This is a genomic window from Mycolicibacterium sp. XJ662, from assembly GCF_053484035.1.
In genome coordinates this window covers 1,292,804-1,307,065 of record NZ_JBEFTL010000001.1, presented here as the reverse complement: position 1 = coordinate 1,307,065, position 14,262 = coordinate 1,292,804, and the positions used below count along the sequence as shown (strand labels likewise).

14 protein-coding genes are annotated in these 14,262 nt (G+C 65.9%); 1 reads left to right on the top strand and 13 read right to left on the bottom strand.

Annotation, left to right across the window (positions count from 1 at the left end; translation table 11 throughout):
* Positions 1-57 precede the first annotated feature (57 nt).
* Positions 58-432, top strand: coding sequence for a LapA family protein (locus ABQE93_RS06090; protein ID WP_448406367.1), 375 nt, complete (start codon positions 58-60; stop codon positions 430-432).
* A gap of 31 nt (positions 433-463) precedes the next feature.
* On the opposite strand, the gene ABQE93_RS06085 is transcribed toward ABQE93_RS06090, so the two are convergent.
* From ABQE93_RS06085 to ABQE93_RS06025, 13 genes are all read right to left on the bottom strand, one after another.
* Positions 464-1,906, bottom strand: a complete 1,443-nt coding sequence (locus tag ABQE93_RS06085; protein ID WP_448406366.1) for an MCE family protein — start codon at positions 1,904-1,906, stop codon at positions 464-466.
* A gap of 1 nt (position 1,907) precedes the next feature.
* Entirely contained in the window at positions 1,908-3,032 is a 1,125-nt protein-coding gene (locus ABQE93_RS06080) for an MCE family protein (RefSeq protein ID WP_448406365.1), read from the bottom strand.
* A complete protein-coding gene (locus tag ABQE93_RS06075; protein ID WP_448406364.1) occupies positions 3,029-4,264 on the bottom strand; it encodes an MCE family protein in 1,236 nt (411 codons plus the stop codon). Before ABQE93_RS06075 ends, ABQE93_RS06080 begins: the two co-directional genes overlap by 4 nt.
* Positions 4,261-5,571 carry an MCE family protein gene (locus ABQE93_RS06070; RefSeq protein WP_448406363.1) on the bottom strand — a complete coding sequence of 437 codons (1,311 nt, stop codon included), beginning with the start codon at positions 5,569-5,571 and terminating at the stop codon, positions 4,261-4,263. The genes ABQE93_RS06075 and ABQE93_RS06070 overlap by 4 nt, the downstream gene beginning before the upstream one ends.
* A complete protein-coding gene (locus tag ABQE93_RS06065; protein WP_448406362.1) occupies positions 5,568-6,596 on the bottom strand; it encodes an MCE family protein in 1,029 nt (342 codons plus the stop codon). The genes ABQE93_RS06070 and ABQE93_RS06065 overlap by 4 nt, the downstream gene beginning before the upstream one ends.
* An 18-nt stretch (positions 6,597-6,614) precedes the next feature.
* Entirely contained in the window at positions 6,615-8,021 is a 1,407-nt protein-coding gene (locus ABQE93_RS06060; RefSeq protein ID WP_448406361.1) for an MCE family protein, read from the bottom strand.
* A gap of 3 nt (positions 8,022-8,024) precedes the next feature.
* On the bottom strand, positions 8,025-8,873 hold the full coding sequence (locus ABQE93_RS06055; protein WP_448406359.1) for an ABC transporter permease: 849 nt from the start codon (positions 8,871-8,873) through the stop codon (positions 8,025-8,027).
* The gene (locus ABQE93_RS06050; protein ID WP_448406545.1) at positions 8,870-9,583 is read right to left on the bottom strand and encodes an MlaE family ABC transporter permease; all 714 of its coding nucleotides are present in this window, start codon (positions 9,581-9,583) and stop codon (positions 8,870-8,872) included. The genes ABQE93_RS06055 and ABQE93_RS06050 overlap by 4 nt, the downstream gene beginning before the upstream one ends.
* A 63-nt stretch (positions 9,584-9,646) precedes the next feature.
* A complete protein-coding gene (locus tag ABQE93_RS06045) occupies positions 9,647-10,903 on the bottom strand; it encodes a thiolase family protein (RefSeq protein ID WP_448406358.1) in 1,257 nt (418 codons plus the stop codon).
* 5 nt (positions 10,904-10,908) lie between these two features.
* Positions 10,909-11,691: an enoyl-CoA hydratase/isomerase family protein gene (locus tag ABQE93_RS06040; RefSeq protein WP_448406357.1), complete on the bottom strand. Its 783-nt coding sequence runs from the start codon at positions 11,689-11,691 to the stop codon at positions 10,909-10,911.
* A 15-nt stretch (positions 11,692-11,706) separates the two neighbouring features.
* Positions 11,707-12,474, bottom strand: coding sequence for an SDR family NAD(P)-dependent oxidoreductase (locus ABQE93_RS06035; RefSeq protein WP_448406356.1), 768 nt, complete (start codon positions 12,472-12,474; stop codon positions 11,707-11,709).
* Positions 12,471-14,051 (bottom strand): AMP-binding protein, encoded by a 1,581-nt coding sequence (locus ABQE93_RS06030; protein ID WP_448406355.1) that lies wholly within the window; start codon positions 14,049-14,051, stop codon positions 12,471-12,473. The genes ABQE93_RS06035 and ABQE93_RS06030 overlap by 4 nt, the downstream gene beginning before the upstream one ends.
* Positions 14,051-14,260, bottom strand: coding sequence for a hypothetical protein (locus tag ABQE93_RS06025; RefSeq protein WP_448406354.1), 210 nt, complete (start codon positions 14,258-14,260; stop codon positions 14,051-14,053). The genes ABQE93_RS06030 and ABQE93_RS06025 overlap by 1 nt, the downstream gene beginning before the upstream one ends.
* Positions 14,261-14,262 lie beyond the last annotated feature (2 nt).

Genomic DNA, 14,262 nt, shown 5'->3' with positions numbered 1-14,262 from the left:
GGCCGACACTATCCACTGGTGGTTTCATTCGCCGCGGGAAAGGGTCAAGATGGAGTAATGACCAGCGATCCCGCGCAGCGGCCGCTACCCGATCCTGCCCAGGAGCCCTCGCGGGGAACTCCGCCTGAACCGACGGGCACCGCTGGCGAGTACATGATGCGGCCGGAGTCCGCGGTCAAGTTCACCCGCGCTGCGGCGTTGTGGGCGGCGTTGATCACTGGGTTCGTGATCCTGATCGTGCTGTTGGTGTTCATCATGCAGAACACCGACTCGACCACGATCAACTTTTTCGCATGGGAGTGGAATCTGCCTGTGGGCGTGGCGATTCTGTTGGCTGCGGTGTGCGGCGGATTGTTGACCGTCGCGATCGGCACCGCCCGCATGGTGCAGTTGCGCCGTGCGGCCAAGAAAAACCTAGGCCCCCGCAGCTGATTCTTTTTCCGGCGAGCAGCTGTACGGGCGGCTAGTTGGCCGGCAGCAACATCGACTGCCAGGTGCGCTCGTCACCGGCGGGCGCCGCCAGGTCGCTCTGGGCGTAGGTCTGTCCGTCTGGGCCGACGTATTTTCCCGTCGCCGGGTCGTACTCGGCGACCGCAATCGGCGGTGGCGGCGCACCGGGAGCTGCGTAACCCGCCGGCGGCAGCTGCGGGATGTCCTGTCCGGACAGCGTGGCGTTGGGGTCGCCCTTCCAGTTGTTGCCGTCGTTGAGCGGGAGGTAGCTCTCGTCGCTTTCACACATCTGCCAGGTCGGGGCCCGCTTTCCGGGTCGTGTCGCACACGGGCTGTTGCGCGCGCCGCGCACGTTCAACGGTGACGTCTGCGGCACGCGGCAGTAGAGGTCACCGACCGGACGGTCCGGCGCATCCTCGAACGTCGCCACCCGCTGTTGGCGCGCCGGCAGGAACCCGGTGGTGCACGGCGGCGGAAGGTTGACGTTCAGATTGAAGCTGAGGAAGGCGCCCTTGTAGTCCTGCTTGGTGTTGCGGTTGGCCACGCCGATCGCCTGCATCGCCGCCGCACCTTGGGGGAGCAGCACCAGGAGTTGTTCCAGCGCGTCGTCGTAGGTCACCGCGACGCCGCCGACGCTGACGAGGTTGGCCAGCAGCACCGGCAGCGTCGGCGAGATCCGATCCAACAGTTGGCGCGCTTCATCGACCGCGGCACCGCCGCGCTGCAGCACGCCGCGCACATCGGCGTCGGTATCGCGCAGCTGACCGGTGATCGTGGCCAGGTTCGCCGCCCACGCCCGCACCGAGTCCGAGCTCGCGGTCTGGCTGTCGAGCACCGGGCTGCCGTGGTCAAGCAGCGCGGTCCAGGCGTCCAGCCGCTTGCGGGCGTCGATCGCGACGGCGGTGGATCCGCGTACCAGCCGTGACAATTCGGGCCCGAGACCACCGACCGCCAGGTAGGCCTCGTCGACGACGGTCTGCAGACTGTCTTGCGGAATGGCTTGCAGCCCGCTGTTTGTCGCGTCGAGCAGCGCGTTGATGTCCGGTGGCACCGAGGTCCGGTCGGGGGTGATGACGTCACCGTCGGTCAGGGCCGGTCCGCCGCCGTTTCGCGGAAGCAGCGCCACGAACTGTTCGCCGACTGCGGTCTGGCTGTGCACCTCGGCGTCGACGTCGGCGGGGATCCGGGTCTTGGTGTCCAGCGACAGGACGGCTTGTACGCCCGTGTCGGTGAGGTTGACCGCGGTCACCCGTCCGACCTGGGTGCCACGGTAGCTGACGTTCGCCCGCTCGTAGAGGCCGGCGGCTTCGGGAAGTTCGACGGTGACGGTGTAGCGGCCGATACCGAAGAGCAGGCCGGGCAGCTTGAGGTAGACCAGGATCAGCGAGGTGCAGGCCAGCACCGACACCACGGCGAAGACGATCAGCTGAATGCCGACTTTGCGGGTTATGCGCATGTCATCGCCCCTGATCCAGCCGATATGGGATGACCAGCGGGTTGCCCGCGGTGTACGGGCTGGGCAGCTGACCGATGGTTCGTCCCCACTGCATCTCCAGTGCAGTGAGGTCGCCTTCCCAGCGGGTGCCGGTGAGGAACGACGCATCCAGCCGGCTCAACGTCAGGTCGATGACCGCGCTGAGGTTGGCATAGTCGCCGCGTTGCCATTTGGTGATCGTTTCCTTGGGCCACGGGAACGTGGAGTAGAAGCTCAGCGACCGGGTCAGCGACGGGCCGGCATTGGCCAGCGATTCCAGCACCGGTCCCAGGTCTTTGAGCTCCTTGACCAGGTTGTCCTTGGTCAGGTTGACCGAATCGGCCGCCAGCACGCTGAATTCACCGAGCTGATGCACCGCCTCGGTGAGGATGTCGCGTTGCTCGCGCAACACCGTCAGCGCATCGGGCAGGGTTTCCAGCGCCGTGTCGATCACGGTGTCCTGGTCGGCGACCTGGCCGACCAGCGCGTTGAGGCTTTCGGTGGCGGCGATGATGTCATCGGTCTGGTCATCGAGCATGCCGACGAACCGGTCGGTTTGATCGAGCAGTTGGCGCAGATCGTCCTCGCGGCCGGCGAACGCGGTGCTCAACGCGGCGGTGATGTCGTGGATGTTGCCGATTCCGCCTTGGTTGAGCAGCAGCGACACCGCGGCCAGCGCCTGTTCCGTGGTCGGGTAGCGCCGGCCCGATGACAGTGGGATCAGCGATCCGTTCTGTAGCTGTCCACTCGGCGGCACATCGTTGGGTGCGGCCAGTTCGATGTGCAGCGAGCCGAGCAGGCTGGTCTGCCCGACGGTCGCCGTCGCGTTGGCCGGCAGCGTGACGTCGCCGTTGAGCCGCATGGTGACCAGGGCGTGCCAACCCTGCCGTTCGATCTTGGTGACGTTGCCTACCGTGACATCGCCGACCCGTACCCGCGAATTACGTTCGATGTTGTCGACGTCGGGTAACTGCGCCTGCACGGTGTAGGCGCCCGGCCCGCCACCTTCAGTGCCCGGCAGCGGCAACGAGTTCGCCCCCTGCCAGTCGGCGCAACCCGCCAGCGTTAGCGTCGCCGCCAACATCGGTATGACACCGCGGCGCATCATGATTGGCTCCCGTGCGGAACCATCAGCGCCTCCAGGCCACCCGCCGGGTCGGGCGGCGGGATGTAGTCCGGCCGAAGCCAGTCCTCGCTGTAGGTGATCTCGTTCGGACGGGCGGTGGCGCCCACGAACAGGTTCTCCCCCAGCGGCGGGAAGTTGAATTGCCGGTTCTTCACGATCGGCGCCAGATATTGCACACACAGTTTCGCCGACTCCTCCGCACCCAGCCGGGAGGCCGCTTGGATCGCGCCGCAGAGAAACCCGATCGGATCGGCGAAGTTGGTCACCGCCAGCGCGCTCGTCATCGTGGCCTGCGCGGGCTGATAGATGTTGAGGAAGTTCTGGAATGTGTTGGGCGCCAGGTGCAGCGTCTGCTTGATGTCGTCGATGCTTTCGTGCAGGGTCTGGGTCACCGACGACAGCTTGTCGGTGCTGGTGCCCAGCGTCTCCCGGTTCTCGCCGACGAAAGTGCGGACATCGCCGACCACGTAATTGATGTCACGCACAGCGCCGGCGACCTCTTCGGGATCGTTGGCGAGCAGATGGGTCACCGACGCCACGTTCTGGTTGAGGTACCGCAGCAGCTCGGTGCTGTTCTGCAGCGCGGAGACCAGGATCGACAGGTTTTCGACCGTCGAGAAGATGTCGTCGCTGTGATCACCGAGCGCCGAAAACGCTTCTGCCAGTTGGACCACGGCCCTGCGGATGTTGGCGCCCTCACCGCGCAGGTTGTCCGCGGCGGTGTTGACGTAGGAGCCCAACGCGCTGACCCCGCCCGCTTCGGTCGGCTGCAGCGTCTCGGTGAGCCGCTCGAGCTGTTCACGGAAGTCGTCCCACTCCACCGGGACCGCGGTGCGGTCCTGTTCGATGGTCGCCTCGTCCTGCAGTACCGGACCGCCGGTGTAGGCGGGTGTGAGCTGAATGGTGCGCGCGGTCACCAGGGAAGGCGACAGGATCACCGCCTTGGCGTCGGCGGGCACATCATATATGCCGTCGTAGGAGAAGCTGATCTTGACTCGGGTCGGCTCGGGCTCGATGGAGTCGATCCTGCCCACCGGGACACCGAGTATGCGGACTTCGTCGCCGACGAAAATGCCGTTGCTGTTGGTGAAGTAGGCCACGACGTTGATGCGACGCGCTGCCTCATCGGTGCGCAGTGCCACGACGAGGGCGGCCACCAGAATCGCCACGAGCAGACACGTCACGGTCAACCTGATCGACATCGTCCTGGTCATGGTGTTGCCTTCGTGTCGTCCGGAACTTCGTGGGGCCCAGGCACGTACACCGGACTCGGTGTCGGCTCGGGGACCGACGCGAATTGCGGGGCAGGTTCCGCGGGCGGACCGGGCGGCGGGCCGCCCGGTGGCGGCGCCGGTAACGGCTCCCGGTAGGGATAACGGGGATCGCCGGGCTTTCCGGTGATCGCGTCGGGCAACGTCATCCGTGGTTCGCCGCCCTGGCCGGTGCGTGGATACGGCGCTGGCAGCGCCGGGGAGGCGCGCTGTCCGACCGGGGGGTCGGTGAGCTCCGAGGGCAGCAGCACGTTGGGGTCCAGGCCCAGATCGGAGAACGCCGCGTCGATGAACGGCTGCACGAACTGACCGGGTAGCAGGTTGGCGATGTAGGCCTTGAAGAAGGGCCCCGATGACACCGACTCGCCCAGCGACATGGCGTAGGAGTTCAGCCGGGTGATCGACTCCTGTACCTCGGATTTGCGGTTGTCGACCAGCGCGAGAACTCCGTTGAGCTTTTCCAGCGCGGGCTGCAAGGTCTCGCGGTTCTCCGAGATGAACCCCTTGATCTGTTGCGCCACCGCTGAAACGCTGTGCCCGACACGATCGAGTGCGGCGCGTTGATGTTGCAAGGCGACCAGCAGCGCATTGCTGTCGGCGATCAGATCGACCACCTGGCCGCTGCGTTCGGCAAGCACGGTGGTCGCCTTGTCGGCGTTGCGTAGCAGGTTACGCAGTTGCTCGTCGCGCTTGTTCACTGTCTCACTGAAGCGCTCCACACCGTGTACCGCGAGCTTGAGATCCGTTGGGGTGTCCTGAAACGTCTCCGCCAGGGTCCGCAGCGAGTCCGAGAGCTGGTCGGTGTCGAGTCCGCTGATCGCGGCCGTCAGATCTCCGATCGCCTCAGGCAACTCATAGGGTGCCCGCGTGCGCTCAAGCGGGATCGGCTCGCGCTGGCTGCCGTCGCCGCGCGGCGTCAGTTCGATGATCTTCGCGCCGAGGATCGTCTGGGTCTTGATGGCCGCTTCGGTGCGGTCGCCGAGTGCCACGTCGGGGGCGAGCCGGAAGGTCACCAATACCTGTGGCCCGTCCAACTCGACCCCGGTCACCTGGCCGACGTGCAGCCCGGACACCGCAACGTCGGCGCCGGGGCTGATACCGCCGGCTTCGGCGAAGTAGGCGGAGAAGTCGTTGCCCTTGTTGAAGTACGGCAGCTTGTCGTATTGCAGCGCGGCCAGCACCACCAAGGCGACCACCGCGATGCCGACTGCACCGACCGCGAACGGATGACGTCTTGCGCGAGAGATCATTTCGGTGCACACCTGCCCGTGGACTGACCGGCGACCTTTACATACACCGGCTGACCGCCCTTACCGTTGAGCTTCAGCACGATGTCGCACAGGTAGAAGCTGAAGAAGTCGCCGTACAGGCCTTGTCGCCCCAACGCCCGGTACGCGTCAGGCAAGGTGGCGAGCAGTTCGTCGACGTATTCGTGGTCGGCCACGATCAGCCCAGCCGTGCGATCCGTTTCCGCGACGACTTTGGTCAGCGGCGGGCGGGCCGCCGCCAGCAAATCTGCGATCGAGTCGGCCGCCGAATCAGCGTGTCCCACTGCGGAACTCAGATCGGACTTCCGCGCCTCCAAACCGTCGACGAGCTCAGCCAACGCTGAGACGCCCTCGTCGAACCGGCTGCTCTGATCCGCGAAGGAGCCGATCACGACGTTCAGGTTGGTGATGAGATCGCCGATCATCTCGTCACGGTCGGCCAGTGTCTCGGTCAACGTGGCGGTGTGCGACAGCAGCGATCCGACGGTCGGGCCCTGTCCCTGGAGGGCGCGAATCAACTGCCCGCTCAACGCGTTGACCTGGTCGGGGTCCAGCGCGCGGAACAGCGGGCGAAAGCCGCCGATCAGCGCGTCGAGATCCAGGGCCGGCGAAGTGTGGTCCAGTCCGATGGTGTCGCCCGGGTTCAGGGTGTCGGTGCCGCCCGGCCCTTCCTCCAAGCTCAGATAGCGCCCGCCGATCAGATCGTCGTAGCGGATCGCGGCGCGGCTGCCGTTGGTCAGTACCACGGAATCATCGGCGGTGAATTCGACGTCTAGGGTGGCATCGGGCTGCAGGGTAATCGATTTGACCTTGCCGACTTCCACTCCGGCGATGCGCACGAAGTTTCCGCTCTCCAGACCGCTGACGTTGCGGAACTCGGCCCGGTAGGTGCGCTCGGGCTGGAAGCGTAGCTCGGCGAACACGGCGAACATCGCGAACAGCCCCGCCAGGCAGACGGCGACGAAGGCGCCCAAGCGCCAGATGACGCGGCGCAGATCGACTCTCATGGCAGCGTTGTTCCTTCCCTACGGTGCTACCGGCGCCGGTGGGTGCGGCGGTTCACTGCCTGGTGGCGGCGGTCCCGGTTCGCGGGGCTGCCCGGGCGGCGGGGCTGCAGGCAGGCCGGGCCAAAGCGGTGTTCCGTCGGGGGCGTAGAGCTGCGCACCGTACGCAGGTGCGCCCGGATACGGGATCGGCCCCGGGGCGGGCGGTCCGAGGTTGCGGATGCTCGGGGGTTCGGGCACCGCGCGAGTCGCGGGGAAGTAGTTGGCGTAGCCGGGGAATCCGATACCCGGATTGGGCCGGATGTCCAGTCCGGTGCCCCAACCCGTGTTGGTGATCAGCTGCCGGTGCGGGAAGTTGTTGTCGACGATGGGCAGCGATCCGCAACCCGGTTGCCCGCCGGGTCCGCCCTTGGCGCCGACGATCGGCAGGTTCTGCGGATAGCGATACTGATCGTCGCCGAGCAGCAGCGCCACGTCGGTGCTGATGGACTTGCCGTTGATGCCGCCGGTCACGTCGTAACCGCCGTTCTCCAGGAACCAGTGGCCGCCGACCAGCATGCAGGTCAGTTGCGGGTTGTACTTCATCAGCAGGCGCGTCGTCGGCTCCAGCACGGCGATCGCGGTGACCAGGTTGTCTTTGTTCGGTCCGATGAGATCGGTCCCGGCGCGGGCCATTCCGGTGACGTTGACGAGAAGCTCGTCCAGTTGCGCCGCGTTCTCGGTCACGGTCACACCGGTGGTGGCCGCGGCATCCAGCACGGCGAGGATGTCCTGTGCCGCGGAGCTGTAGGTGTCGCTGAAGCCCTTGAGTGCCTGCCAGTCCCGCTGGATGGTGTCGCTGCGGTTGTTCAGCGCCGCCAGCACGGTGTTGGCGTCAGATGTGGCTTGGCCGATGGTGTCCCCTTCGCCGCGAACGCCCTCGGCGACCGCGGACAGCACACCGTTGAGTTTGACCGGGTCGATGCGTTTGAGAACCTCGGTGAGGTTCTGGAAGACGGTATTGACCTCGGTGCTGACATTGTCTGCCTCGATCACCGCGCCGGTGCTGATCCGTTGGTGCGCAGGAGTGTCCGGAGTGACCAGATCGACGTACTTGGCGCCGAACGTGGTGGTCGCCTTGATCCGCGCGGCGACGTTGGCGGGAATGAACTGGGCCTGTTTGGGATCGAGTTGGAGCACCAGCCGCGCCGATTCGCCGCCGCCCTCGACTGCGCTGACACGGCCGACCTGCACGCCGCGCATCTTGACCTTGGCGCCGGATTCCATCATCAGGCCGGAGCGCTCCGAGGTGACGGTGACGGGCATCGTCGGGACGAACGAGCGGTTGAACAACCCCCACGCCACCAGGGTCGTCGCGACCACAGAAGCGACCAGCAGCAGCGTCCACCACCGTGGATGCAGGCCCTTGTCCCGACGCAGCGAATCCATGCGCTATCCCGAAAGGTTGAAGTTGCCGGACTGGCCGTAGATGGCCAGGGAGACAAGCAAGGTCACAAATGCGGCTACCACCAGCGAGGCCCGCACCGCGCGGCCGACGGCCTCCCCCACCCCGGCCGGGCCACCGGACGCGGTGAAACCATAGTAGGTGTGCACCAGCATCACGACGATCGCCATCGCGATCACCTGTAAGAACGACCAGATCACGTCGACCGGGTTGAGGAAGGTGCTGAAGTAGTGGTCGTACACGCCGGTGGACTGCCCGTAGAAGAAGGTGGTGCCGACTCGGCTGGCGATAAACGCCACCTGAACGGCGATGCAGTACAACGGGATCACCACGATGATGCCGGCGAGCACCCGGGTGGAGGCGAGATAGGCGATCGACCGGATGCCCATCACCTCGAGCGCGTCGATCTCTTCGTTGATCCGCATCGCGCCGAGTTGGGCGGTGGTGCCCGCGCCGACCGTTGCCGCCAGACCGATGCCCGCGACAACCGGCGAGGTGATGCGCACGTTGAGGAAGGCAGAGGTGAACCCGGCCAGCGCCTCCACGCCCACGTCGGCCAGTTGGTTGTAGGCCTGCACCGCGATCCACGAGCCGGCCGACAGGGTTAGGAAGCCGACGATCACCAGGGTGCCGCCGATGATGGCCAGCGCGCCGATGCCAAGGCTCATCTGCGAAATAAGCCGCAGCAGTTCGACTTTGTAGCGAGCGACGGCGTCCCCGGTACCCCGCAGCGTCAACCAGTAGAACTGGGTCTGCTGCCCCAACCGATCCCAGCCTGCGAACCAGGTGGAAAGGGTTCGTTGATGCCACGACGCACGGGGTGAACTTGTCGTCATAGTGTCACCTTGACCGCGACAGCGGTCGCCACCACGTTGATCGTGAACAGCGCCACAAACGAGTACACCACCGTCTCGTTGACGGCGTTTCCCACGCCGGCAGGTCCGCCGCCGACGGAAATGCCCTTGTAGCAAGCGATCAGGGCGGCGGCGAGGCCGAAGATCGAGGCCTTGACCAGGCTGGCGATGACGTCGGGAACCCCGACCAGCAGCGTCAACCCTGCGGCGAAGGCGCCCGGGGTGACGTGCTGGACATACACCGAGAAGAAGAAGCCGCCCACGATGCCGACGATGCTCACCACCGACGCCAGCAGCAGTGAAACCACCGTCGCCGCCACCACTCTGGGTACGACGAGCGCTTGGATCGGGTCGATGCCCAGCACCCGCATCGCGTCCAACTCCTCGCGGATGGTGCGCGAACCCAGATCCGCGCACATCGCGGTGGCGGCGGCACCGGTGATCACGAGGACAGTCACCACGGGGCCGATCTGAGTGACGGTGCCCAGTGCCGCACCTGTTCCGGAGAAGTCGGCCGCACCGATCTCGACGAACAGGATGTTCAACACAAACACTGTGAGCACCGTGAACGGGATCGCCAGCATGATGGTGGGCACGATCGACACCCGCGCCACGAACCAACTCTGGGTCAAAAACTCACGCCAGGCGAAGGGCGGCTTGAACATCAGCACCAAAGTGTCGAGCGACATCATGAAGAAGTCGCCGAGTGCCCGCACCGGTTTGGCGGCGGCGTATGTGACGTTCAAGCCCGGGCCCTACCTGTCCGGACGTTCGAGGATGGTCACCGAGCACACGGCGTTGTCGTTGCCGATCACGCCGCCGCCGTTTTCGGCAAGGCCGTAACGAGGGTCGGCCACGGCGTTACCGCCCGCTTCGCCACGCAGTTGAATCGAAAGCTCGTTGAGCATCATCAAGCCGGTCGCGCCGATGGGATGGCCGCGTGAGACCAACCCACCCGACGCGTTGACCGGCAGCTCGCCGCCGATGGCGGTGGCACCGGAGGCGGTGAACTCACCGCCCTTACCGCGTTCGCAGAGACCGAGGTCTTCGAGCAGGTGGATCTCGGCGAATGAGCTCGCATCGTGTAGCTCGACCAGATCGATGTCCTGCGGCGTGAGCCCGGCGGTCCGGTAGGCGCGGCGCGACGCCATCACCGGTGCGCGCTCGTCCTCCCAGGAGACGTCGAACACCCCGGTCGCCACCTCGTTGGCCAGCACCCGCACCGCGCGTTCACGCACCTCCGCGGGACACCTGTCGAGGTACTTCTGCGAACAGATCAGCGCGGCAGCGGCACCGTCGCCGACCGGAGCGCACATCGCCCGGGTCAACGGATCGCTGACCATCCGGTCCTCGAGCACCTGCTGCACTGTCAGCGGGAACTGATATTGGGCGCGTGGGTTGTGCACCGAGTTGGTGTGGTTCTTGGCCGCCGCGGTGGCGATCTGCTCCGGCGTGGTGCCGTATGCCCGCATGTGCGTGTGTGCCCACATCCCGTAGAGGTCCATCGCCACACTGCTGTCCGGGCCGGTCTCGAAGGTCATCCCGTTCGCCGCGGCGGTGCGCTGGTAGAGGTCGCGCCACGACTGCGGATCCAGCCAATCCAGTGCACCTTCCATCCCACGCAGGGCGGCGCGAGGATCGGCCGGGTCGACCATTTTCTCCACACCGATGGCCAGCGCCACCTCGCTGTGCCCGGCTTGCACCTCGCGCAGCGCATTGTTGAAGGCTTGCGACCCTGCGGCACAACCGCCTTCGATGTTGGTGACCGACCTTCCGGGAGGGAACAATCCGTCGTTGACCAACGGGGTGAAACACAACTGCCCCTTGAGGTAAGGCTGCCCCTGGTTCTCCATCAGCATGTTGGAGAACCACGCCGCACCGATGACGTCGGTGTCCTCCAGCCGCGCGTCGGCGAGCACCCCGAGGTAGGCCTCGCGGGTCAGGTCTTTGGGGCTCTTGTCAGGGAACTTGCCGACGCTCGTCGCGTAGACCCCGAGAATGTAGGTGTCCATATCGTTCATCGCCCTTCAAAAACCGGAGTGCGCTTCTCGGTGAAGGCGGTCAAGCCCTCGTGGAAGTCTTTGCTGTTCATATGGTTTCGCAGCAGCAGCATCTCGTGCCGAAGTCCCATGTCCTCGTCGTGGTCCAGTGCCGCGTTGACCAGTTCTTTCATCGCCTGCAGCACCAGCGGGCTCTTGTCGGCGAGCTTGTTGCAGTACTGCTCGACGGTAGCCGTCAACTGGTCATCGGGCACCACCTGATACACCATTCCCCAGTCACGCATCGTCGTCGCGGATACCGGATCACCGCTGAACAACAGCGCTTTCGCGCGTTGCGCACCGATGCGTCGAGGGAGCACGGCCGCTCCGCCGCCCGCCGGGAGCAATCCGTAGTTGGCGTGCCCGTCGGCGAAGGTGGCGCTCTCAGCGGCGAAGAGCACATCGCAGAACAGCAGCAGCTCGAAGCCCCCGGCCACCGCCACGCCGTTGACGGCGGCGATCACCGGTTTGGGGCATTGCCGCAGCGCGGTGAAGGCGGGGACGCTGGTGTCCACGCCGTCTGGTCCGTCGACACCGTCTTCGAGTTCGCCGAGCACGAACTTGAGATCGCCACCCGCGCTGAAGGCGCGGCCGGTCCCGGTGAGCGCAATGACGCGTACCTCGGGGTCGGCGGTGGCCGCCTCCAGCGCATCACGCAGCTCGTTGAGCAAGTCGCTGTTGAGCGCGTTGAGCACCTCGGGCCGGTTGAGGCGCAGCCACTGTACGCGGCCGTCGCGATGCGTTTCCAGAATGGATGACATGAGTTGGGTTTGCTCCTAGTGGCGTGCGCGCAGCCCGGCGTCCAGGCTGATGCAGGTGGCGTTGAAGTAGGAATTGGTGATGATGTGCTCGATCAGCCGTCCTATTTCCGGCGGATCACCCATGCGCTTGGGGAACAGCACCGACTCCTGCAGCGAGGTCAACACGGCCTGCGATACCTCGCCGGCCATCCCGGTCTCGAAGACGCCGGGAACCACTGAGACACAACGGATCCCCTCGACAGCCAGATCACGGGCGATCGGCATCGACATACCGATGACACCCGCCTTGCTGGCGGCGTAAGCGACGGTGCCGCGGGTACCGTCCCAGGCCGCTCCGGAGGCGATGTTGACCAGGACCCCGCGCTCTGTGGTCTCGGGATCGGGTTCGTTGGTCACCATCTGCGCCGCGGAGAGCCGGATCACGTTGAACACCCCGGTCAGGTTCACGTCGATAACTCGCTGCCACACCTCCAGGCTGTGCGGGACGCCCTTGGACACCGTCTTCATCATCGACGGGATCCCGGCGCAGTTGACCGCGGCGTGCACGGTGCCGAACCGCTCGGTGGCCTGCCGCACCGCGTTCTCGACCTGCCCGGCGTCGCTGACGTCGGTGCGCACCGCGATCGCCCCGTCACCGAGTTCGGCGGCGGCCTTCTCCAGCGGCTCATCGGCGAAGTCGAGCATCACCACGTTGGCCCCTGCCTTGTGCAGGGTCTGTGCAGTGGCCCGGCCCATGCCGGATGCGGCGCCGGTCACGAGGGCGCAGCGGCCGTCCAGGTTCATCGTTGTGCTCCTTGGGTGGTGAGTTGCGGCAGTTCCACCGCGTCAGCTAGGCCCTGCTGCTTGAGCTTGTACTTCTGGACCTTGGCGGTTTCGGTCTTGGGTAGTTCGTCGACGAAGCGCACGTAACGAGGTATCGCGAACCGCGGCAGCGCTTCTGCGCATACGGCGGCGATGTCTTCGAGGGTGGGGACCCGGTTTGGTTCGGCGACCACCGCGACCGCGATCTCGTCCTCGCCGAACTCCGACGGCACCGGGTAGGCGCCGCATTCCACCACGCCGTCGATCGTGTTGATCGCGTCTTCGACGATGCGTGGCGAGATGTTCTCGCCACGGCGGCGGATCATTTCCTTGAGGCGGTCGACGTAGTAGACGTAGCCGTTCTCGTCCATCCGCGCGGCGTCGCCGGTGTGAAACCAGAAGTTGCGCATCACGTTCAGCGTTTCTTTCGGCTGGTTCCAGTAGCCGGTGGTCATCGCCCACGGCTCCTCGCAGGTGATGCAGAGCTCGCCCACTTCGCCAGGCGGCACCGCACGGTCGTACTCGTCGACGATGCGGACGCGGAAGGGCTCGACCGGCCGGCCGCAGGACCCGCGCGGCGCGGTGCCGTCGGCCGAGTTCAGGATTGGGATATTGATCTCGGTAGCGCCGTACATCTCGAAGATCGGGATCGCGAAGCGTGACGCGAAGGCCGAAGCCAGAGCTTGCGGAGCAGGAACGATCAACGCCCTGGTGATGTCGTTGGCCTGATCGGTGGGCGACTCGGGCTGCGCCAGCAGGAAATGCGCCATGGAAACCACCATGTGGGCCGCCGTCGCCCGGTGTTGGCGCGCCTGTTCCCAGAACTTGCTGGCGCTGAACTTGCGGACCAACACCAGCCGCGCGCCCGACATCAGGCAGGCGCCGACGTTCATGTACTTGCCGCCACCGTGGAACAGCGGCAGCACGGTGATCAAGGTGTCGTCCGGCGTCAACTCCAGCGCCCGCACGGTGCGTTCACCCATGATCGCGGTGGCGCGATGCGGTAGCACCGCCCCCTTGGGCAGACCGGTGGTGCCCGACGTGTACATGATCGACGAGATGTCCGGACCGAACGCGGAAGTTCTCACTGGTGCAACGGGGTTCACGATCATCGTGTCCAGCACGTCAGGGCCGGCGGGCCGTGTGCCGCGTTCAGGAATCACCTCCACGATCAGCCGGCAGGTGTCGGGAGGCAGCGCCGCTTCGATGGCTTCACGATGCCCGCTGTCGATCACGGCGACCTTCGGTGCGGCGTCGTGCAGCACATGGCACAGGCTCGCGCCCACCAGCCCGGGGTTGATCGGCACCTCGATGGCCCCGATCTTGTTGAGGCCCAGCATCAGATAGACGGCCCGAACATCGTTGGGAACCAACGTCACCACACGATCGCCGGCCTGCACACCACGGTCGCCCAACGCGACCGCGATGGCGGACGCGCGCTGGTCGAGCTCACGGTAGGTGACCTTGATGCCGTCGTCCTGCACGATGCACACCCGGTCCGGATCCTGGGCAGCCCACCGTTCGACGACCGTGCTCAGCACGGAATCGAGGAGGTCCACTACACCTCCCCCGACAGCACCGGCGATTCGATCCGCTGCGCATCGGCGGTGTGCAGGCAGGTGCGGCATTTGACCACGCGCAGCCAACCGCGGTAGTCAACCACCCGGTAGCGCGCCAGCGGCCGGGCGCCGCAGCGCTCGCAGCCGTCGTCGACCTCCTCGGTGGCTTCACTGATGAACAGTTCTGTGGGCTGGGGGAAGATTTTCATGG

Excerpts from the sequence above, each read along its gene's own strand:
- ABQE93_RS06090 (WP_448406367.1), top strand. The coding sequence starts at position 58 with ATGACCAGCGATCCCGCGCAGCGGCCGCTACCCGATCCTGCCCAGGAG.
- ABQE93_RS06085 (WP_448406366.1), bottom strand. The coding sequence starts at position 1,906 with ATGCGCATAACCCGCAAAGTCGGCATTCAGCTGATCGTCTTCGCCGTG.
- ABQE93_RS06080 (WP_448406365.1), bottom strand. The coding sequence starts at position 3,032 with ATGATGCGCCGCGGTGTCATACCGATGTTGGCGGCGACGCTAACGCTG.
- ABQE93_RS06075 (WP_448406364.1), bottom strand. The coding sequence starts at position 4,264 with ATGACCAGGACGATGTCGATCAGGTTGACCGTGACGTGTCTGCTCGTG.
- ABQE93_RS06070 (WP_448406363.1), bottom strand. The coding sequence starts at position 5,571 with ATGATCTCTCGCGCAAGACGTCATCCGTTCGCGGTCGGTGCAGTCGGC.
- ABQE93_RS06065 (WP_448406362.1), bottom strand. The coding sequence starts at position 6,596 with ATGAGAGTCGATCTGCGCCGCGTCATCTGGCGCTTGGGCGCCTTCGTC.
- ABQE93_RS06060 (WP_448406361.1), bottom strand. The coding sequence starts at position 8,021 with ATGGATTCGCTGCGTCGGGACAAGGGCCTGCATCCACGGTGGTGGACG.
- ABQE93_RS06055 (WP_448406359.1), bottom strand. The coding sequence starts at position 8,873 with ATGACGACAAGTTCACCCCGTGCGTCGTGGCATCAACGAACCCTTTCC.
- ABQE93_RS06050 (WP_448406545.1), bottom strand. The coding sequence starts at position 9,583 with ATGATGTCGCTCGACACTTTGGTGCTGATGTTCAAGCCGCCCTTCGCC.
- ABQE93_RS06045 (WP_448406358.1), bottom strand. The coding sequence starts at position 10,903 with ATGGACACCTACATTCTCGGGGTCTACGCGACGAGCGTCGGCAAGTTC.
- ABQE93_RS06040 (WP_448406357.1), bottom strand. The coding sequence starts at position 11,691 with ATGTCATCCATTCTGGAAACGCATCGCGACGGCCGCGTACAGTGGCTG.
- ABQE93_RS06035 (WP_448406356.1), bottom strand. The coding sequence starts at position 12,474 with ATGAACCTGGACGGCCGCTGCGCCCTCGTGACCGGCGCCGCATCCGGC.
- ABQE93_RS06025 (WP_448406354.1), bottom strand. The coding sequence starts at position 14,260 with ATGAAAATCTTCCCCCAGCCCACAGAACTGTTCATCAGTGAAGCCACC.